The organism is Streptomyces marincola (genome assembly GCF_020410765.1).
Taxonomy (GTDB): Bacteria; Actinomycetota; Actinomycetes; order Streptomycetales; family Streptomycetaceae; genus Streptomyces; species Streptomyces marincola.
In genome coordinates this window covers 4,812,891-4,832,936 of record NZ_CP084541.1, presented here as the reverse complement: position 1 = coordinate 4,832,936, position 20,046 = coordinate 4,812,891, and the positions used below count along the sequence as shown (strand labels likewise).

Genomic DNA, 20,046 nt, shown 5'->3' with positions numbered 1-20,046 from the left:
CGATCGGTGAACGGACCCCACGAAACACCGGGCCACGACCCCGGCAGCGCCCACCAGGCGAACCCACCGTCCCTTACGGAAAGTGACCTGCTCAGGGACTACCGGGCCGCGTTCCAGATCGCCCAGTTCCCCATGGCGCTCGTCGGCGCCGCGGGCCAGATCCTCGCCGCCAACGCCGCGTTCGGGCTCCTCCTCGGAGTCGAGCCGGAACGCCTCGCCGGTGTGCGCGCCGACGCCGTCGCCGGGCTCGGCCTCGACGGGCGCACCCGGGGCTCCTACCACGCGGTGCTGCGCGGCCACAGCGACCACATGCGCTGCACGCGGCGGCTCAAGCACGCCGACGGGCACAGCCTGTGGGCCGAGGTGACGGTCCTGCCCACCCCGACGGAGAGCTCCGCGGCCCTGCTGACCGTGCTCGACATCAGCGAGCGGCGCGCGCTCCAGGAGCGGCTGCGGCACATCCAGATGCACGACCCGGTCACCCGGCTGCCGAACCGGGCCCTGTTCTTCGAGCGGCTGACGGCCGCGCTCTCCGACTCCGCCACCGGGCGGATCGGGCTGTGCCAGGTGGGCATCGACGGCTTCAAGGCGGTCAACGACACCCTCGGCCACCGCGTGGGCGACGAGTTGCTCGGCGCCGCCGGCCAGCGTCTCGCCGAGTGTGCGACGGGCGCGGGCGGGCACCTCGTGGCACGGCTCGGGGGCGACGAGTTCGCCGTGCTCGTGGAGGGGTCGACCGGCACCGAGCAGCTGACCGAGCTGGCCGAGACCATGCTCGCCGCGCTGCAACGCCCGTTCGACCTGGCGGGGCAGCGGCTCGCCGTCTCGGCCAGCATCGGCGTGGTCGAGCGCGAGTCCGCCACGACCACGGCCACCGGGCTGATGCAGGCGGCCGACACGACGCTGTACTGGGCGAAGGCCGACGGCAAGGCCCGCTGGACGCTGTTCGACCCCGAGCGCAACGCGCACCGGATGACGCGGCAGTCGCTGTCCTCGACGCTGCGGCGCGGTGTGGACCGCGGCGAGTTCACGCTGGAGTACCAGCCGATCGTCGGACTGGCCGACGACATCGTGCGCGGCGCCGAGGCGCTGGTGCGCTGGCGGCACCCGCAGTTCGGAACGCTCGGCCCCGACCGGTTCATCGGCCTCGCCGAGGAGAACGGCGCGATCGTGCCGCTGGGCCGCTGGATCCTCGGCGAGGCGTGCCGGCAGGCCCGCCGCTGGCAGGTGGAGCACCCGGGACCGCCCCTGTTCGTCAGCGTCAACGTCGCCGTCCGGCAGGTGTGGGACTCCGACCTGGTCAGCGACGTGGCCAAGGCGCTCGACGACTCGGGCCTGCCCTCAGGGCTGCTCCAGCTCGAACTCACCGAGTCCGCCGTCATGGGCTCGGCCGGGCGCCCGTTGCAGGCCCTCCAGGCCCTGGCCGACATGGGCGTGCGGATCGCGATCGACGATTTCGGCACCGGGTACTCCAACCTGGCCTACCTCAGCCGGCTCCCGGTGCGCGCCCTGAAGCTGGACGGCATGTTCGTGCGGGGCTTCCGCACCGCGCGCCACCTCAACCCGGCCGACGAGACCATCGTCAGCTCGCTCGTCCAGCTCGCGCACAAGCTCGGCCTCACCGTGACCGCCGAGTGCGTGGAGGGCCCGGCCCAGGCGGAGCGGCTGCGCCGCATCGGCTGCGACACCGGGCAGGGCTGGCACTACGCCCGCCCCATGTCGCCCGACCACCTCGCCGACCTGCTCGCCGGCCGCGACTGAACGCCCGCGGCGACCGGCCGCGCGCCCGCCCGACGGCCGCCGGTGCGCGGGCCGTTCCGCCGTTCCCGGGGGAACCGGGCGGCTGCGGCCCTGTACGCGCGGCGGCGCTGACGGAATACTCCCGGACCATGACGATCATGGCTGAATCCATCCCCCTCGACCGCTTCCTGCGGCTGCTGGCCGACGAGTCGGTCCCGGTGGTGCACCGCGCCCTGTGGGCGCTTCTGTGGGAGAGCGACGTGCGCGTGCTCGACCTCCTCGCCCTTGAGGTGTCGGACGAGTCCCGGATAAGACCCCGGGCCGGCGGCGAACTCGGCGGGCAGGCGGAAGCGCTGCTGGCCCGGCTGGTCGCCGGCCGGGCGAGCGGCCCGCTGTTCGCGGTCGGGGGGCGGACCCTGTCCTGGGACGAGGCGGTGCGGACCGCCGGGGCCGCGGGCGTGCCCATCCACGCGTTCCGCACCAGCGGCCGGCAGCACCGCGGCGCGCTCTGAGGCGGCCGGCGGCCCGGTTCCGTGCCGCGTGCGCGGCGCACGCGGCGCGGGACCGGCGGGCCGGTCCCGCGCGGCGGGCGCGCCGGGGTGCGTTCGGGCGCGCCGGGGCGTGCGGTGGGCGCGGGGCCGTTCGGACGCGCCGGGCGCTGCCGGGCCGTCCCGGCCCGCCTGCGCCCGCCCCGGTTCTCCTCAGCTCCCCTCGGCCCCGACGGTCCCGACCGGCCGCGGCGCGGCGAAGAGGCCGCCCAGGGCCGGGCAGACGGGCGTGTGCCCCAGCAGCCGGAGCCCTTCCCACGCGGTCACCTGATTGGCCGTGAGGACCGGCTTGCCCGCCACGGCCTCAAGTTCCGGCAGCCAGGCGGCGGTGTGCAGCGCGGTGTCGGGCAGCAGCACCGCGTCCGCCGCCGGGTCGTCGCCCTCGCGCAGCAGCCGCAGCACCTCCTCGCGGCCCCACGTGCCCACCTCGGCGGCCGTGATGATGCCGCTGCCCCGCACCCCGGTGACCTCCACGCCCGCCGCCTTGAGGAAGTCGCCGAACAGGCCCGCGACGTCGTCGGGGTACGTCGCCGCGACGGCCACCCGGGTGACGCCCATGGCGCGCGCGGCACGGGCGAACGCGAACGACGTGCTCGACGCCGGCAGGCCCGCGTGCGCGGCGAGGCGCCGCACCTGGTCGGCCGCGCCGTCCCAGCCGAAGACGAAACTCGCGCTGGTGCACGCCCACACCACGGCCTGCGCGCCCCGCGCGGCCACCTCGTCGAGTCCCGCCGTGAGCCGGTCGACCGAGCCCATCTCAAGCAGCGCGTCCACCCGGTGGGCGTCCGTGCCGATGTCGGTGTGCACCAGGGGCAGCAGGACACCGGCGCCCGCGTCGTTCAGCAGGCGTTCCATGCGGGGGAAGTCGTCCTCCGCCGAGTGTCCCGGGTACAGGAATCCAACCGTCGCGGTCATACGGGTCTCACACTTCCTCGTCGGGGAATGCCGGCGGCGGTACCGCCGGTGCCACTTCCTGGCCGCCGGCCTCGGACGTCATCGACGCGGGGCCCCGCCGGGCCACCGGGTCGAGCAGCGCCTGGTAGGGGCCGACGGCCTCCTTGCCGATGGACCGCAGCGCGGACCACATCGTCACCTGGTTCGCCGAGATCACCGGCATCCGCAACTCGGCCTCCAGCTGCGGGATGACGTCGTAGGTGGGCAGGTTGGTGCAGCTGATGAACAGCGCCTCGGGCCCCTCGGCCACCGCCTCCCTGGCCATGGCGACCACGTCCCGGTACGCCACCCGCCAGATCTCCCTGGTCAGGCCCAGGTAACTGCGCCCGCAGACCTGGATGCCCGCCTCCTTGAGGTAGTCCTCAAGCGAGTCCGTCACCGACTTCGTGTACGGCGTGACCACGGCGACCCGGCGCGCGCCCAGCTCGTTCAGGGCGCCGAGCAGGGCGCCCGACGTGGTGAGCGCCGGCAGCTCGCCGGCCTGCCGCATGGCGGCGGACATGGCGCGTTCGCCGGCGACGCCGCCGACGAAACTGCCCGAGGTGCACGCGTAGGCCACCACCTCGGGACTGACCGCCGACAGCGCGCGGACCGCCTCGCGCAGCGTCTCGTGCTCGCTGACCAGCCGCGCCAGGTCGAGACTGACCTCGACCGGGACGAACGGCGTCCGCGTCAGGTGCAGCGAGACGTCATCGGGCACCCACCGCCACAGTTCGCGGTCGAGCGCGAAATCGAATGGTGCGACGACTCCGATGCCCCGCTGCGGGAGCGGGCCACCCAAAAAGGAGACATCCATGTCGAACCCCGCTTCAACGGGCCGGGAATACCGGGAGGGATGTAAGAGCAGAAAGAGCAGATGCCTTCATTGACGAAGGTAGATACGAGTTCCTACCGTGGTCAATCCATGACTTCCAGCCAAACAAAGCCTCGTTGCGGAACGGTTTCCCCCTCATGTCAGAAGCCCGTGTGCTCGTCCTCGACGCACAACCCCCGCCCCGACTCGACCGGCTTGCGGGCCGGGCGCACGTGCTGCACAGTGATGAGAGTTCGCTGCACGGCCTGTTGCCTGAGGCGGACGTCCTGCTCGTGTGGGACTTCACGTCCGACGCGGTGCGCGCGGCGTGGCCGGGTCCCGGGCCGCGACCGCGCTGGGTCCACACCGCGAGCGCCGGTGTGGACCGGCTGCTCTTTCCCGAACTGCTCGAATCCGAAGCGGTGGTGACGAACGCCCGCGGTGTGTTCGACCGGCCGATCGCCGAATACGTGGCCGGACTCGTCCTGGCCATGGCCAAGGATTTCCGGCGCAGCCTTGAGTTCCAGCGCGAACACCGCTGGCAGCACCGGGAAACGGACAAAGTGTTCGGCAGCCGGGCCGTTGTCGTCGGTTCAGGACCCATCGGCCGGCGCATCGGGACGACGCTGGGCGCGCTGGGGGTGACGGTGCGCCTGGTCGGCCGGACCGCGAGGCCGGCCGACCCCGACTTCGGCCGGGTGCACGCGGGCGAGGAGCTGCCCGCGCTGCTGCCGGACGCCGACTGGGTGGTCTGCGCCGCGCCCCTGACCCCGCGGACCACGGGCATGTTCGATGCGGCGGCCTTCGCGCTCATGAAGCCCACCGCGCGCTTCATCAACGTCGGTCGCGGCGCGCACGTCGTGCAGGACGACCTCGTGGCCGCGCTGCGCGCCGGCCGGATCGCGGGAGCCGCCCTGGACGTGTTCGCGACCGAGCCGCTGCCGGCCACGAGTCCGCTGTGGGACCTTCCGGATCTGATCATTTCGCCGCACATGTGCGGCGACACCCACGGCTGGCGCGACGACCTCGCGGATCAGTTCCTCGACAACTTCGATCGCTGGGTGGCGGGCGAACCGCTGGCCAACGTCGTCGACAAACATCTGGGCTACGTCCCCGCGGAGGGCTGATGACCGATCTGTGTTCCCTGACCGCGCTCGAACTGACCGCGCGCTACGCGGCCGGCGGCCTCTCCCCCGTCGAGGTGACCGAGGCGGCCCTCGCCCGGGCCGAGGCGGTCCAGCCGGTGGTGAACGCCTTTGTGTTCACCGACCCCGAGGGGGCGCTCGCGCAGGCGCGCGCCGCCGAGGAACGCTGGGCGCGCGGCGCGCCCGCCGGTCCCGTGGACGGCGTTCCCGTGACGGTGAAGGACATCCTGCTCCAGCGCGGCCATCCCACGCGCCGCGGCTCCGCGGCCCTGCCCGCCGGCTCAGGACCGTGGGAGGAGGACGCGCCCGCGGTCGCGCGGCTGCGGGAGTCGGGCGCCGTGTTCCTCGGCAAGACCACCACGCCCGAGTTCGGCTGGAAGGGCGTGACCGACGCGCCGCTGTCCGGCGCGACCGGCAACCCGTACGCGCCGGAGCGCACCTCCGGCGGGTCGAGCGGCGGAAGCGCCGCCGCGGTCGCGCTGGGCGCCGGCCCGTTGAGCCTGGGGACGGACGGCGGCGGGTCGGTGCGGATCCCGGCCGCGTTCTGCGGCGTCTTCGCGCTGAAGCCCACCTACGGCCGGGTGCCGCTGTACCCGGCGAGCGCCTTCGGCACCCTCGCGCACGTCGGACCGATGACGCGGGACGCGGCCGACGCGGCCCTGCTGCTCGACGTGATCGCCCACCCGGACGCGCGCGACTGGTCCCACCTCGCCCCCGGGGGCGTGCCGTTCACCGAGGCGCTGGTGCCGGGCGCCGAGGGTCTCGCGGGGCTGCGCGTCGCCTGGTCCCCCACCATGGGCGGGGTCGTCGTGGCACCCGACGTGGCCGCGGTGACGCGGGAGGCGGTGGAACGGCTGGCCGCGCTCGGTGCCGAGGTCACCGAGACCGATCCGCCGCTGCCGCCGCTGCCGGAGGTGCGCGCCGCGTTCCAGACGCTGTGGTTCTCCGGAGCGGCCCGCGTGACCCAGCACTTCGACGAGGCGCAGCGGGCCGCGATGGACCCGGGGCTGCGCGAGGTCGTGAGCGCCGGGGCGCGGTTCGGGGCGCTCGACTACCTGGAGGCGGTCGACCTGCGGATGGCCATGGGGCGGCGGATGGGCGCGTTCCACGAGGAGTTCGACCTGCTGGTGACGCCGACGCTGCCGATCACGGCGTTCGGGCGGGGCGTCGAGGTGCCGGACGGCTCGGGACTGACCCGGTGGACGGAATGGACGCCGTTCACCTATCCGTTCAACATGACGCAGCAGCCCGCGGCCTCGGTGCCGTGCGGCACCGGCGCGGACGGGCTGCCGGTCGGGCTGCATCTGATCGGCGCGCGGCACGCGGACGCGCTGGTCCTGCGCGCCGCGCACGCCCTGTACGAGACGGGCGTGGCAGGCGTTCCGGCGCCGGCGCTCGCGGCGAGCGCGCCGGGCGCCTGACCGCAGGTCCTTCCGCCCGGGCGCGCGGGGCGCGCCCGGGTGAAGGACTCACGCGCGGCGGAAGTTCAGGCTCTCGCCGAGGGCGCCGGCCCGCCACAGGTCCTGGCAGGCGTCCGCCATGCGGTCGAGGCCGTCCACCACGGTGCCCCAGACGATGCCGGGCACCCAGCCCGCGTCGCCGTTGATCAGCAGGTTGTTGCGCTCGTAGAACAGCGCCAGGTCCACCACCGTCGTGCGGCCCTGGTGCTTCGCGTCGTTCTCGTACCCGTAGGAGCTGGTGCCGAGCTGGGTGTCGGAGAACGTGAAGTAGCACAGGTCGCCGGGGATCGGCGTGACCGTCGGGTTCTCCAGCGGCGGTTCCTGCGGCGCGAACGGCGGCACCAGCGCGTAGATCTCGTTGCGCGCGTACTTCGCGTGGTAGACGTCGCCGCCCAGCGGCAGCGCGTTCCACACGGCGTCGCACGTGATCGGCGCGCGGTCGCTCAGCAGCCGGGCGGTGCAGCTGACCCCGCGCTTGTCGAGCGAGACGGTGATGAACCGGTCGTCGGCGTTCGTCATGGGTTCCCTCCTGGTGGTGGGGCGGGCCGAACCCACCATGCCACGCCGAAGGGCCGCGGCGCGGCGGCGCGTTCGTCACCCGCCGGCGGACAGGCGGGCGCAGCGCAGCGCGAGGCGGGCCTGGAACTCGGCCTGCACGGCGACGGGCACGGGGCGCGGCCCGAACTCGGCCGCCAGTTCCCCGCACCACTCCGCCACCAGCTCCCCGGGGCCCGCGGCACGCCCCGCGCGCGCCCGCCGTTCCGCCGGGGCGGCGTGCGGCGACCTGGCGAGCATCGCCGCCGCGCGCAGCGCGACGCGGCGGGCGGCGATCAGCAGGGCGGCGGCGCTGCCGCGCGTGGCCGCGGGCCGCGTTCCGTCGGCGTACCTGAAGTCGGGGCGCAGCCAGGTGTCGACGACGCCGGGCGCGACGGCGACCAGTTCGGCCACGGCCCGCAGGAACGGGTCGGGCTCCCCGCCGCGCAGCGTCCCCGGCTCCCCGACCAGGGCGGCAACGCGGCCGATGCGTTCGAGCAGGCTCTCCGCGGCCAGCGCGACGGCCTTCTCCGGGTCGGGGTGGGGCGCGGGGTCGGCGACGGCGGCGACGGCCCAGGCCGGGACCTCAAGGATCACGGTCGCCGTGCCGTGGCGCGCCGGGTACAGCCACGTGGTCCCGGTGGTCAGCCCCGAGGGGTCGCGTTCGCGGCCGTCCCCCGGCTCGGGCAGGACGAGGACGCCAGGGCCCGCCGCGTGCCAGTCGATTCCGTCGAACGGGCGGATGTCCACGGGAATGGACAGGGACCCGGACACATCGCGCAGCGCGCCGCTGAGCCCGGGAATACCGCGCGTACTCTGCACGAATGCGCCGCCCATTTCACTTCCGTGCAGGGAGAATTGGATCTCCGGGCGCAGCTCGTCGAGCAAAGCGAGCAGGGTTTCCGATTCGGGCAGCCGCGGGCGCCCGTCATCCGGCATGGGCAGGAATTCCGGCTGGCTCGCGAACAGCGGCCGGTAGAATCCACGGAAATATCGATGGAGGTCGGGCGGTCCGTGCAGCCAGCTCTCGTTCAGCCGGGCGCCGTCCGGGTCGAGACACAGCAGGAAATGCCAGGAGGCGCGCGACAGATCGAACAGCCCCCGCCCGTCGGCCACCCGCCCGCCCGTACCGGTCGTCCCTCCGGCACCGGTCGCACCGGTGGCCAACTTGTGCGCCAGTCGTAGTGAAGTCGCCCCGCCCACAGGCTCGTTGGCGTGTGCTCCGGCGACAAGGAGAACGTTGCGCGCGCCATGGCCGACCGTGAGGAGCAGCAACGGGTCGCCCCCGCGCGAGCGTCCCACCGTCCTCAGCCGCATGGCCCGCGGATGGCGCCGCACCATGCCGCGCGCGATCCGGCCCAGGGTGTCGACCGATGGGTAACCCGTGCTGCTCTTCAACGACACCTGGATTCCAAGTCTGTGGGCGGCGCGGCGCCGGACGCGATTACGTACCGATGGAGTTGCTCTCCCCCGTGGTCTCCTTCTTTTCCAGCGGTCGTATCTCGATACGGGTCATGCCGCCCCCTTCTATGGCCTGACGTCTGCTTGCAAGTGTTCGCCGGTCGGGGCAGAGTGTCAAGGGTCGGACCAGTCAATTGGGCAGGAACATATGGCCGTTGAACGGTTATGGAAGCCGCGGATCAAGCCCGAGCACACCGCTTATCGCACCATCGAGGGAGACATCCGTATCGGCAGCGTCGTCTTCGGAATCGGCGCCGAGATCAAGGACCCCGCGGGCTGGCTGTGGACCCTCACCTGCGGCGCGGACGGCAGCCGCACCGAGGAGGCGCTGATCGGCCACGTCCTGGCCGGCCACCCGGAGCTGACGGAGCTGACGGCGGACGACGTCGGCGACGCGCTGCGGCAGCTGAACGCCGCCGGCTTCGTCGAGGACGCCGCGGCGGCGCGCCCCGCCCTCTTCTCCGACCGCGAGGCGGAACGGTACAGCCGCGGCCTTCCGCTGCTGCGCTGGATGGACCTGTCGCCCCGTACGAACACCTGGGAGGCCCAGGCCCGGCTCAAAAAGGCCGCGGTGCTGCTGATCGGCCTCGGCGGGGTCGGCGGGGTGGCGGCCCAGGCGCTGGTCGCCTCCGGCGTCGGGCGCCTGCACTGCGTCGACTCCGACCGGGTCGAGCTGTCCAACCTCAACCGGCAGACGCTGTACCGCGAGGCGGACATCGGCGCCGGCAAGGTCGCGGCGGGCGTCGCGCGCCTGCGGGCGCTGAACTCCGACGTCACGGTGACCGGTGAGGAGGCCAGCGTGGGCACGCCGGGCGACCTGGCGGCGCTGCTGGCCCGGGCGCCCGGGGAAGCCGGGGCCTGGGACGCGCTCCTGCTGTGCGCCGACCGGCCGCAGGACATCAGGCGGTGGACGAACCGCACGTGCCTGGCCGCGCGCCTGCCCTGGGTCGACGGCGGCTACCGCGGCCCGCTGGTCAGCGTCGGCGTGTACCGGCCGGGCCGCGGCGGATGCTGGGAGTGCCTGCGGGCGGCCGAGTTCGAGCGGCGGGACCTGCGCCTCGCGCCGGGACAGGACGAGTCGCTGGCCTCCCCGCGCATGGCGTGGAACCCGGTGAACGCCGTCACCGCGGGCCTCGCCGGCAGTCTGATGGCGCACGCGGCGCTGACCCTGCTGACCGGGGTCCCGCCGACCGAGCCCGGGTTCCGCTTCGGCGTCAACCTGATGGCGCTGCACGACACGACGTACTCCCGGGCCCCGGCCCGGGAGGACTGCCCCGCCTGCGGGGCGCCCGGCGCCCCCGGGGCCCGGGGCGCCGCCGGGGCACCGGGCGCCCCGGCCTGACCCCCTCGGCCCGAACGCCTCCGCCGGGCCGAACCGCGTCCCGGCCCGGCCGCGGGCCGCTCCGTCGCGTCGACGACGCCCGGCGCGGCCACCGCGTGCCGCGTGCGGCATCCGGTGCCCGGTGTCCGAACGGGCCGCCGCCGCGGTGGTGCGGCGCGGCGGCGGGCCGTTCGTCAGGCGGCCGGGTCCAGCACGTGCTCCCGGTAGCGGTCCACGGTCTCGGCGAGCACCTGCTGCCCGTCCCGCGCCCACAGGCCGTCGTTGAAGATCTCCACCTCCACGGGACCGCGGTACCCCGCGGCGGCGACGGCGTCGCGGAACCAGCGCATGTCCACCGCGCCGTCCCCGAGCTGCCCGCGCCCGGTGAGGACCCCGGCGGGCAGGGGTGTGACCCAGTCGGCGAGCTGGAAGCAGTGGATGCGACCGCCCTGCCCGGCCCGTTCGATCTGCTCGGCGACCCGGTCGTCCCACCACAGGTGGTAGGTGTCCACGACGACGCCCACCTGCTCGGCGGGGAAGCGTTCCGCGAGGTCGAGCGCCTGTGCGAGCGTCGAGACGACGCACCGGTCCGCCGCGTACATCGGGTGCAGCGGCTCGATCGCCAGCCGCACGCCGCGCTCGGCCGCGTACGGCCCCAGCTCGGCCAGCGCGTCCGCGATCCGCTCGCGCGCGCCCGGCAGGTCACGGCTGCCGGGCGGCAGCCCGCCGGAGACCAGTACGAGGGTGTCCGTGCCGAGCGCGGCGGCCTCGTCCACGGCGGCCCGGTTGTCGGCCAGCGCCGCCGCCCGCTCCGCCGGCTCGACGGCCGTGAAGAATCCGCCGCGGCACAGCGAGGTGACGGTCAGCCCGGCGTCGGCGACCAGCGCGGCCGACTCCGCGAGCCCGTACTCTGCGACCGGCTCGCGCCACAGGCCGACGCCCGGCACGCCGAGGCCGACGAGGCCCTTGACCAGCTCGGGCAGCGGCAGCTGCTTGGCCGTCATCTGGTTGATGGAGAACCCGGTCAGATCGCTCACGGCGTCACCCCGTGCGTCGCCAGGAGCCCCGCCATGCGGTCCCTCGCCAGGGCGGGGTCGGGGAACAGGCCCAGTCCGTCGGCCAGTTCGTAGGCACGCGCGAGGTGCGGCAGCGACCGCGCGGACTGGAGCCCGCCGACCATCGTGAAGTGGTCCTGGTGCCCGGCCAGCCAGGCCAGGAGGACCACGCCCGTCTTGTAGTAGCGGGTCGGCGCCCGGAACAGGTGCCGCGACAGCTCCACCGTGGGGTCGAGCCGCTTGCGGAAGCCCGCGACATCGCCGGTGTCCAGCGTCCGCACCGCGTCGGCGGCCAGCGGGCCGAGCGGGTCGAAGATCCCGAGCAGCGCGTGGCTGAAGCCCTGCTCGTCGCCGGCGATCAGCTCCGGGTAGTTGAAGTCGTCACCGGTGTAGCAGCGCACGCCCGCCGGCAGCCGCCGCCGCAGCCGCACCTCGCGTTCCGCGTCGAGGAGCGACACCTTGACCCCGTCCACCTTGTCCTGGTGGGCCTCGATGATGCCGAGGAACGTGTCGGTGGCCGCGTCGAGGTCCTCGCTGCCCCAGTAGCCCGTGAGGGCCGGGTCGAACATGGGGCCGAGCCAGTGCAGCACCACCGGCTCCGCCGCCTGCCGCAGCAGGTGCCCGTAGACCTCCGCGTAGTCCTCGGGGCCGCGCGCCGACGCGGCCAGCGCCCGCGAGGCCATCAGGATCGCCTGGGCACCCGTCTCCTCGACGACCGCGAGCTGCTCCTCGTAGGCCGCCCGCACCGCCGCGGTGTCCGCCGGGCCGGTCAGCTGGTCGGTGCCGACGCCGCACGCGATGCGCCCGCCGGTCGCGCGCGCCTCGGCGCCCGCGCGGCGGATCAGCTCGGCCGCCCCCTGCCAGTCCAGACCCATGCCGCGCTGGGCGGTGTCCATGGCCTCGGCGACGCCGAGGCCGTGCGCCCACAGGTGGCGGCGGAAGGCCAGCGTGCTGTCCCAGTCCACCGCCGCCGGGCCGTCAGGCGTGGTGTCGGCGAACGGGTCGGCGACCACGTGCGCGGCCGAGAACACGATGCGCGAGGTGAGCGGGGCACCGTGCGGTGCGAGGTCGAGGGGTTCGGCGCGCGGCTGGTACGCGCGCAGTGTGCCGCCGGGCTCCGGAAGCCGGATGGCGTTCGTCACGGTCGGTCCTCCTTCACAGGCTCAGCTCGGGAACGGTCAGCCGCCGGCCGTCCGCCGAGGAGGCGAGCCCCAGCTCGGCCAGCTGCACGCCGCGCGCCCCGGCCAGCAGGTCCCAGGTGTACGGCTCGTCGAGCACCACGTGCCGCAGGAACAGCTCCCACTGCGCCTTGAACCCGTTGTCGAACTCGCCGTTGTCCGGCACCTCCTGCCACTGCTCGCGGAACACCTCGGTGGCGGGCAGGTCCGGGTTCCACACCGGCTTCGGCGTGGCGGAACGGTGCTGGACCCGGCAGTTGCGCAGGCCCGCGACCGCGGAGCCCTCGGTGCCGTCCACCTGGAACTCCACCAGCTCGTCGCGGTTGACGCGCACCGACCACGAGGAGTTGATCTGGGCGACGATGCCGCCTTCGAGCTGGAAGATGCCGTAGGCGGCGTCGTCCGCCGTCGCCTGGTAGGGCTTGCCCTGCTCGTCCCAGCGCTGGGGCACGTGCGTCGCGGTCAGCGCCTGCACGGTCTCCACCCGGCCGAACAGCTCGTGCAGCACGTACTCCCAGTGCGGGAACATGTCGACGACGATCCCGCCGCCGTCCTCGGAGCGGTAGTTCCAGGAGGGGCGCTGCGCGGGCTGCCAGTCGCCCTCGAACACCCAGTAGCCGAACTCGCCGCGCACCGACAGGATGCGCCCGAAGAAGCCGCCGTCGATGAGCCGCTTGAGCTTGCGCAGGCCCGGCAGGAACAGCTTGTCCTGCACCACGCCGTGCTTGACGCCCGCGTCCCTCGCCAGCCGCGCCAGCGCGAGCGCGCCGTCGAGCGAGGTGGCGGTCGGCTTCTCGGTGTAGATGTGCTTGCCCGCGGCGATGGCCCGCTTGATGGCGGCCTCACGGGTGAGCGTGATCTGCGAGTCGAAGTAAATGTCGATGCTGTCGTCGGCGAGCACCGCGTCGAGGTCGGTCGTCACGTCGGTGTCGGGGTCGAGGCCGTGCTGCCGCGCGATCTCCCGCAGCGCGTGCTCGCGGCGTCCGACCAGCACCGGCTCGGGCCAGATGACCGAGCCGTCGCCGAGGTCCACACCGCCCTGCTCACGGATCGCCAGGATCGAACGAACCAGGTGCTGCCGGTAGCCCATGCGCCCGGTGACGCCGTTCATCGCGATCCGGACAGTTTTCTTGGTGGTCATGCCTTCCCTCCCAGAGAGCGCAGTAAGCGCTTTCTACCCGGAGAGAAGCTAACCTCTCTCCACCGGCTAGGACAAGTGGGAGCAGAGCATGTCAGTCACGCTGGCGGACGTGGCCGCCCGCGCGGGGGTGTCCGCGGCAACGGTTTCCCGCGTTCTCAACGGCAACTACCCCGTGGCCGGCGCCACCAGGACCAGGGTGCTGCGGGCCGTCGAGGAGCTGGAGTACGTGGTGAACGGGCCGGCCAGCGCGCTGGCCGCCGCCACCTCCGATCTGATCGGCGTCCTGGTCAACGACATCGCCGACCCGTTCTTCGGGATCATGGCGGGGGCGGTGCAGTCGGAGATCGGGCAGGCGACGCGCAAGCTGGCCATCGTGTGCAACACCGGCGGCTCCCCCGAGCGCGAGCTGACCTATCTCACCCTCCTCCAGCGCCAGCGGGCCTCCGCCGTCGTGCTCACCGGCGGGGCGGTGGAGGACGCCGCGCACGGCGCGGCGCTCGCCACGCGCCTGCGCCGGCTGGACGCGGCCGGATCGCGGGTCGTGCTGTGCGGCCGGCCGCCGCTGGCCACCGCGGAGGACGGACCGCAGCCGCTGGCCCTGACGTTCGACAACCGCGGCGGCGCCCGGCGCCTGACCGAGCACCTGCTGTCCCTCGGCCACCGCCGCCTCGGCTACCTCGCCGGGCCGGCCGCCCGCACCACGACACGTCACCGGCTGGAGGGGCACCGGGCGGCCATGGCCGCGGCGGGCCTCGCCGCGGACGCCGAACGGCTCACCACGCACGGCGGGTACGACCGCGCCTCCGGCTACGACGGCACACTCGAACTCCTGCGGCGCGACCCGGATCTGACGGCGATCCTGGCCGCCAACGACACGGTGGCCCTCGGCGTGTGCGCGGCCCTGCGCGACCGCGGGCTGCGCATTCCGCAGGACGTGTCCGTGACCGGCTTCGACGACCTGCCGTTCGCGGTGGACGCCGTGCCGGCCCTGACCACGGTCCGCCTCCCGCTGCACGACGCGGGCGCCCGGGCCGGACGGCTCGCCCTCGGCCGCGAGGACGCGCCGCCCGGGGGCGTCGCCACCTTCCACGGCGACCTCATGGTGCGCGACTCCACGGCGCCGCCGCGCCCCTGAACCGCCTCAGGGGCCCCCCACGCCCGCCACCGCACACCGGCCACCGCGACCGCACCGGGCACACCGACCGCGCCCCACCACGACCCGCGACCGCACCCGGGCCACCGCACCCGGCACCCGGCACCCGGCACCCGGCACCCGGCACCTCCAACGGCTCCCCGCCACCGCACGGCACGGTCCGCCGCCGCGCCCCGGGACGCACACGCACCGTGCCCGCGTCACCCGCCCGCGCACCCCCGCGTCCTCTCATGCGCCCAGGGCCTCACCCCCGTCCCGCGGCCCGCCCGCTGTCCCCGGGACGGAACGTCCGGGACCGGCCCCGGACGGGAGCCGTTCTGCCCCGGGCGGGAGCGGCCCCGGCCCGGCGCCGCCCGCCGCGACCGAGGCGTCCCCGGGGCCGCCGGGGCGTGCGGCGCCCGCGCCCCGGCGGAGGCCGCCTGAGGGCGCGGCGGCCTCCGCGGACTTGTGGAAGAAGCTGCTCGCCCGCAGGGTGCCCGTCGCATCGGCCGCGTAGGCGGGGACCTCGCCGAACTTCGTCCAGCCCGCCGACCGGTACAGGCGCTCGGCGGCGCTGCCGGTCTCCGTGTCGAGCAGCAGCAGCTTCACCCCGGACTCCCATGCCGCCTGCTCGGCCGTGGCGAGGAGTGCCGCGGCGACGCCCCGACCGCGCGCCCCGGGGTGGACCATGAGCTTCACGACCTCGGCGCGGTGCCGTCCGTTCGCCTGAGGGGCCCGGACCAGCCCCGCGGTGCCGACCAGGAGGCGCCCCACCCGCGCCGTCCACACCGTCAGGCCGTCGCCGCAGGCGGGGGCGCGGGCCGCCCACCAGGCCGCCGCCTCCTCGGCGCCGAACGGCGCGACGAAACCGATGGAGGCGCCGTCGGCCACCACGTCGGCCAGCAGGGCGCCCAGCTCCCGGGCGTGCGCCAGCAGGTCCTCCGGGCTGTCGAGCCGGGTGATCTCGGTGCTCACGGCAGCACCGCCACCAGAACGTACCGGGCGTCCCCTGGCCCGGGGCAGCGGTACCCGGACGGCCCCCACAGCCGGAACCGCAGGCAGTCGCCCTCCCCCAGGGCGTGCGTCTCCTCCCCCACCGTGACCTCGACGGCGCCGTCGAGGACCCACACATGGTGTTCGAGGCCGGGGACGGGCGGCGCCTCATAGGTGATGACGGCTCCCTCCCGCAGCCGCCCCTCCATCACCTCGCCGCGCAGCCCCGCGTGCGGCGGCGACACCGAACGGCGCACGAAACCGGTGGCCGCGTCCGTCCACACCGCCTGGCTGCCGGCCGGCACCGGTCCCGGCGGCTCCCGCTCCACCTCGCTCAGCAGCCGCGACATCGTCCGCTCGTAGACCGTGCACAGCTTGCCGAGCATGGCGGCGGTCGGGCTCATCTCGGCCCGCTCCACGCGCGACAGCGTCGAACGGCTGACTCCGCTGCGATCGGCCAGCTCCTCCAGCGACCAGCCCCGCTCGCTCCGCAGCTCCGCGAGCCGGCCCGCGAGCCTGGCCTCCACCGAGCCCGCCGGCGGACCGGCCAGCCCCTCACTCACATCTCCCATATCCGGGATACTATCCCTGATCCGGGAGAACGGGCGGTTTTTCCGGCGGTCGCCCCCGGATATCCCCCGAACGAGTGCACGGGTCGGCGACAGCACCGGGCGAGACCGCGCGAGCCGAAGGAACCCGCCGCGAGCCCGTCGAGTCCGCCAGAGCCGGACGAGGACGAGAGGGCCGCGCGCGGCCCGCGCGGGCGCACCGGCGCAGAGCGCCGCCGCGCCCCCGCCCCGGCCGGTGGCATCCGGGCCGACAGCACTAGGGTCGCGCCATGGGCACCCAGAAGGAACGCATGCTCGCGGGCGAGCTGTACATCGCCGACGACCCCGAACTCGCCGCGGACGCCGCCCGGGCGATCCGCCTGACGGAGGAGTTCAACGCCACGGCCGCGGCTGACGCCGCCACCCGCAGGGCCGCCCTCGTCGCGCTGCTCGGCGAGGTCGGCGAGGGCACCGAGGTACGCCCCCCGCTGCGCGTCGACTACGGCACCTACATCAGCATCGGCCCCCGCACGTTCGTCAACACCGGTGCCGTCTTCCTCGATGTCGCCCGCATCACCATCGGCGCCGACGTGCAGATCGGCCCGAACGTCCAGCTGCTCACCCCCACCCATCCGGTCGAGCCAGGACCGCGCCGTGAGAAGTGGGAGGCCGCGGCGCCCATCACCATCGGCGACAACGTGTGGCTCGGCGGCGGCGTCATCGTCTGCCCCGGTGTGACCATCGGCGAGAACACCGTGGTGGGAGCGGGTGCCGTGGTCGTCAAGGACCTGCCCGCGAACGTCGTCGCCGTGGGCAATCCGGCCCGCGTCGTCCGGAGCGTGTAGGCGGCCGGGCACGGTACGGCCGCCGGTCGCGGGGGGCAACCCCCGCGGCTACGGTTGACCGAGAGGGCCACAGAAGGCGGGAGGTGCGCCACGTGACTTCCCTGCGCCGCGGGGGCAAAGGCGGCGTGTTCGCGCTGCTGCTCGTCTACCTGGCGCTGCTCACCGCCCTCCAGATCTGGTCGGGACACAACAACCTCACCGGATGGTCGGGGTTCTCGGTGCTGGCCCCGATGGCGGCGGGCGCGCTGCTGTCCCTGCGCGACACGTTCCTCGTCGGCCTGCTGACGGTGGCCTCCATCGTCATCGCGTACGGCGGCAGCATCCCCGGCCTCTCCCCCGGCACCCGCGTCGTCATCGTCTCGGCCGCGATCTGCGCGTCCGCCCTCGGCCTCGTGATCTGCCGCATCCGGCTGAACCGCGAGGCCCGCGTGAGCCGCCTGACCATCGCGAGGGAGCGGCTGACGCTGCTGCGCGTGGCGAGCCGGCACGTCGGCAGCACGCTCGACGTGCGACGCACGGCGCGCGAGGTCACCGAGGTCGCGGTACCGGGCTTCGCCGACCTGGTCACGGTCGACTTGTTCGACTCGGTCCTGCGCGGGGACGAGCCCGGCGGGCCCGACGGCGTCGCACGGCGCCTGCGGCGCGTGGCGCACCGCTCGGCCACCGGCACCGGCCCGCGCGAGGACGTGCGGGACCGGGGCGAGGGCGCGCGGCCCCAACGCCAGGACTGGCCCGCGCGCGGGGAGGCGACCGCCCTCGCCGACGCCGCGGACCCGGTCGAGGCGACCGCGCCCGACGCGCGCGCCCGCATCCTCGACGACGCCGAAGTGGCCGCGTGGCTGGAGGCGAACCCCGCGTGCGCGGCCCCGCACACGCGCGGCAACGGCCGTTCCGGCATCGCCGTTCCGCTGCGCGCCCGGGGCACCACGCTGGGGATCGCGATGTTCGTCCGGCACCTGCGCGCCGACCCCTTCGACGCCGACGACCTCCTGCTGGCCGAGGAGATCGGCGCGCAGGCGGCGGTGTGCGTCGACAACGCGCGCCGCTACACCCACGAGCACCGCGCCTCGCTCACCCTCCAGCAGAGCCTGCTGCCCCGGCGGCTGCCCGAGGTCGCGGCCGTCGAGGTGGCCACCCGCTACCTGCCGGCGGACTCGACCGCGGGCGTGGGCGGCGACTGGTTCGACGTCATCCAGCTCTCCGGCGCGCGGGTGGCCCTCGTCGTCGGCGACGTGGTCGGGCACGGCCTGTACGCCTCGGCGACCATGGGACGGCTGCGGTCCGCGGTGCGCACGCTCGCGGACATCGACCTGGCGCCCGACGAACTGCTCACCCACCTCGACGACGTCGTCATCCGGCTGCGTTCCGAGACCGAGGGGAACGACCCGGAGCAGACGGGCGAGGGCACCGCGGAGAGCCCGGCCGGCGCGGTCGGCGCCACCTGCCTGTACGCCGTCTACGACCCGGCGTCCCGCATTTGCAGCATGGCGCGCGCCGGGCACCCCGCGCCCGCGCTGGTGCGTCCTGACGGGCGGGCGGAGTTCGTGGACGCGCCCGCCGGGCAGCCGCTCGGCCTCGGCGGGCTGCCGTTCGAGGCGCACGAGGTCCTGCTTCCCGAAGGCAGCTACCTCGCGCTCTACACCAACGGGCTCATCGCCCGCGAGCACGACATGGAACGCGGCCAGGCGACGCTCAGACAGGCCCTGTCCCGGCCCGCCCCCTCCGCCGACGCGGTCTGCGAGACGGTGCTCGGGGCGATGCTGGACGACGGGCAGACGGACGACATCGCGCTCCTCGTGGCCCGTACCCGTGCCCTCGACGCGGCGCACGTCGCCACGTGGAACATCCCCGACGACCCCACCGCCGTCGCTCATGCGCGTGAACTCGCCGAACGGCAGTTGACCGTCTGGGGACTCCCGGACGCGGCCTTCACCACGGAGCTCGTCGTCAGCGAGCTGGTCACCAACGCCATCAGGCATGCCGACGGGCCGATCCAGCTGCGCCTCATCCGGGAGCCCTCCGCGCTGATCTGCGAGGTCTCGGACAACAGCAGCACCTCGCCCCACCTGCGCCGGGCCCGGGCCTTCGACGAGAGCGGGCGCGGGCTGTTCATCGTCGCGCACCTGACCGCACGGTGGGGCACCAGGCACGGGCGGGAGGGGAAGACCATCTGGGCCGAGCTGTCACCGACCCCCTCCCCCGAGGCGCTGCTCGCCGCCGGCTGAACGGCGCCCCGGCCCGGCGGAACGGCACGACGGCGCGACGGCACGCAGGAACGGACCGGACCGGCCGGGACGAACCCGGGCGGGGCGCGTTGTCGGAGGCGGCGCCTAGGCTGCCGCCATGACCGAATCCGCCCCACCGCTCGCCTCGGGACCGCTCGGCATGCGGCTGCTCGCGTTCGACCGCGTGCCCGAGGACACGCGCTTCGACGACGGCGTCCCCGTGGGCTACAGCCTGGTGGCCCTGTGGCGCGCCGGGCTGCTGCTCCTGGTGCACGTGCGCGGCCGGGACTGCTGGGAGCTGCCCGGCGGCGGGCTCGACCCGGACGAGACGCCGCGTCAGGCCGCGGCGCGCGAGCTGGCGGAGGAGTCGGGGCAGCACGTGGCGCCGCGGCTGCTGCGCTTCGCCGGGTTCGCGCTGACCTCGCTGCCCGGCCGCGACGTGCTGCGCGGCGCGGTCTACCGCGCGGAGACGGACGCGGCGGAGCCGTTCGCCCCGACGGCGGAGATATCGGGTATCCACTGGTGGGACGGGGCCGGCCCGTTGCCGCACGGCCGCCTCCAGACGGTCGACGCCCGCCTCGCGGAGCTGGTCGGCCGCTGACCGGTGGCACCGGCTCGCGTCCTGCCGTCGCCGCGTTCCCTCACAGGCGCCGGACGCGGTTGGCCACGGCGTGGCCGACGACGAGGTACACCACGGCCGCGAGCCCGTAACCGCAGACGACGCGCGCCCACTCCTCGTCGAACGTGAACAGGTCGTGCGACCAGGTGGCCAGCCAGCGGGACACGTCGTGGACGAACTCGACCAGTCCGTTCTGCTCGTTGGCGTCGAGGAGGTACATGACGATCCACAGACCGAGGATGAACGCGGCGACGTCCGCGATCACGGTGATCACGGCCGCCGCCGGTCCGAGATTCGCTTTTCTGGTGGACATGACATTCCGGGTACCCGGCCGGTACCGGTCAAACGCGGCTG

19 protein-coding genes are annotated in these 20,046 nt (G+C 74.5%); 9 read left to right on the top strand and 10 right to left on the bottom strand.

All coding sequences use genetic code 11. The annotated features are described in order from the left end of the window. Positions 1-6: 6 nt before the first annotated feature. Complete coding sequence (locus tag LC193_RS21335; protein ID WP_226076566.1) at positions 7-1,761, top strand: putative bifunctional diguanylate cyclase/phosphodiesterase; 1,755 nt, start codon at positions 7-9, stop codon at positions 1,759-1,761. Between the two features lie 137 nt (positions 1,762-1,898). Further along, positions 1,899-2,252, top strand: coding sequence for a hypothetical protein (locus LC193_RS21330; protein ID WP_226076565.1), 354 nt, complete (start codon positions 1,899-1,901; stop codon positions 2,250-2,252). Positions 2,253-2,441: 189 nt separating this feature from the next. Here the strand turns inward: LC193_RS21330 and LC193_RS21325 are convergent, their stop codons facing one another. Continuing rightward, positions 2,442-3,203 carry a maleate cis-trans isomerase family protein gene (locus LC193_RS21325; protein WP_226076564.1) on the bottom strand — a complete coding sequence of 254 codons (762 nt, stop codon included), beginning with the start codon at positions 3,201-3,203 and terminating at the stop codon, positions 2,442-2,444. A gap of 7 nt (positions 3,204-3,210) precedes the next feature. Next, positions 3,211-4,038, bottom strand: coding sequence for a maleate cis-trans isomerase family protein (locus LC193_RS21320; RefSeq protein ID WP_226076563.1), 828 nt, complete (start codon positions 4,036-4,038; stop codon positions 3,211-3,213). Between the two features lie 155 nt (positions 4,039-4,193). Here LC193_RS21320 and LC193_RS21315 point away from each other — a divergent pair, with 155 nt between their 5' ends. Continuing rightward, a complete protein-coding gene (locus LC193_RS21315) occupies positions 4,194-5,162 on the top strand; it encodes a D-2-hydroxyacid dehydrogenase (protein ID WP_226076562.1) in 969 nt (322 codons plus the stop codon). Beyond that, the gene (locus LC193_RS21310) at positions 5,162-6,601 is read left to right on the top strand and encodes an amidase (RefSeq protein WP_226076561.1); all 1,440 of its coding nucleotides are present in this window, start codon (positions 5,162-5,164) and stop codon (positions 6,599-6,601) included. Before LC193_RS21315 ends, LC193_RS21310 begins: the two co-directional genes overlap by 1 nt. Positions 6,602-6,649: 48 nt before the next feature. Here the strand turns inward: LC193_RS21310 and LC193_RS21305 are convergent, their stop codons facing one another. After that, positions 6,650-7,159 carry a DUF3830 family protein gene (locus LC193_RS21305; RefSeq protein ID WP_226076560.1) on the bottom strand — a complete coding sequence of 170 codons (510 nt, stop codon included), beginning with the start codon at positions 7,157-7,159 and terminating at the stop codon, positions 6,650-6,652. Positions 7,160-7,234: 75 nt separating this feature from the next. Continuing rightward, a complete protein-coding gene (locus LC193_RS21300; protein WP_226076557.1) occupies positions 7,235-8,572 on the bottom strand; it encodes a M14 family zinc carboxypeptidase in 1,338 nt (445 codons plus the stop codon). A gap of 211 nt (positions 8,573-8,783) precedes the next feature. Between LC193_RS21300 and LC193_RS21295 the strand changes: the two genes are divergently transcribed. Next, complete coding sequence (locus LC193_RS21295; RefSeq protein ID WP_226076554.1) at positions 8,784-9,977, top strand: HesA/MoeB/ThiF family protein; 1,194 nt, start codon at positions 8,784-8,786, stop codon at positions 9,975-9,977. Between the two features lie 173 nt (positions 9,978-10,150). Here the strand turns inward: LC193_RS21295 and LC193_RS21290 are convergent, their stop codons facing one another. Genes LC193_RS21290 through LC193_RS21280 form a run of 3 tightly spaced genes read right to left on the bottom strand, consistent with a single transcriptional unit; the run spans position 10,151 to position 13,330 of the window. Then, positions 10,151-10,960 carry a sugar phosphate isomerase/epimerase family protein gene (locus LC193_RS21290; RefSeq protein ID WP_226078838.1) on the bottom strand — a complete coding sequence of 270 codons (810 nt, stop codon included), beginning with the start codon at positions 10,958-10,960 and terminating at the stop codon, positions 10,151-10,153. A gap of 29 nt (positions 10,961-10,989) precedes the next feature. Beyond that, positions 10,990-12,153: a dihydrodipicolinate synthase family protein gene (locus LC193_RS21285; RefSeq protein WP_226076552.1), complete on the bottom strand. Its 1,164-nt coding sequence runs from the start codon at positions 12,151-12,153 to the stop codon at positions 10,990-10,992. Positions 12,154-12,166: 13 nt separating this feature from the next. Beyond that, entirely contained in the window at positions 12,167-13,330 is a 1,164-nt protein-coding gene (locus tag LC193_RS21280; protein ID WP_226076549.1) for a Gfo/Idh/MocA family protein, read from the bottom strand. A gap of 88 nt (positions 13,331-13,418) precedes the next feature. Here LC193_RS21280 and LC193_RS21275 point away from each other — a divergent pair, with 88 nt between their 5' ends. Further along, on the top strand, positions 13,419-14,465 hold the full coding sequence (locus LC193_RS21275; protein ID WP_226076546.1) for a LacI family DNA-binding transcriptional regulator: 1,047 nt from the start codon (positions 13,419-13,421) through the stop codon (positions 14,463-14,465). Positions 14,466-14,711: 246 nt separating this feature from the next. On the opposite strand, the gene LC193_RS21270 is transcribed toward LC193_RS21275, so the two are convergent. Then, positions 14,712-15,437: a GNAT family N-acetyltransferase gene (locus LC193_RS21270; RefSeq protein ID WP_318842177.1), complete on the bottom strand. Its 726-nt coding sequence runs from the start codon at positions 15,435-15,437 to the stop codon at positions 14,712-14,714. Then, complete coding sequence (locus tag LC193_RS21265) at positions 15,434-16,027, bottom strand: helix-turn-helix domain-containing protein (RefSeq protein WP_226076543.1); 594 nt, start codon at positions 16,025-16,027, stop codon at positions 15,434-15,436. Before LC193_RS21265 ends, LC193_RS21270 begins: the two co-directional genes overlap by 4 nt. A gap of 266 nt (positions 16,028-16,293) precedes the next feature. Between LC193_RS21265 and LC193_RS21260 the strand changes: the two genes are divergently transcribed. The 3 genes from LC193_RS21260 to LC193_RS21250 all read left to right on the top strand — a co-directional run bounded on the left by LC193_RS21260 (position 16,294) and on the right by LC193_RS21250 (position 19,674). After that, positions 16,294-16,848: a sugar O-acetyltransferase gene (locus LC193_RS21260; protein WP_226076542.1), complete on the top strand. Its 555-nt coding sequence runs from the start codon at positions 16,294-16,296 to the stop codon at positions 16,846-16,848. Between the two features lie 92 nt (positions 16,849-16,940). Continuing rightward, the gene (locus LC193_RS21255) at positions 16,941-19,073 is read left to right on the top strand and encodes an ATP-binding SpoIIE family protein phosphatase (RefSeq protein WP_226076540.1); all 2,133 of its coding nucleotides are present in this window, start codon (positions 16,941-16,943) and stop codon (positions 19,071-19,073) included. 118 nt (positions 19,074-19,191) lie between these two features. After that, on the top strand, positions 19,192-19,674 hold the full coding sequence (locus LC193_RS21250) for an NUDIX domain-containing protein (protein WP_318842176.1): 483 nt from the start codon (positions 19,192-19,194) through the stop codon (positions 19,672-19,674). 40 nt (positions 19,675-19,714) lie between these two features. Here LC193_RS21250 and LC193_RS21245 read toward each other — a convergent pair whose 3' ends face one another. After that, the gene (locus LC193_RS21245; protein WP_226076538.1) at positions 19,715-20,005 is read right to left on the bottom strand and encodes a hypothetical protein; all 291 of its coding nucleotides are present in this window, start codon (positions 20,003-20,005) and stop codon (positions 19,715-19,717) included. Between the last annotated feature and the right edge of the window lie 41 nt (positions 20,006-20,046).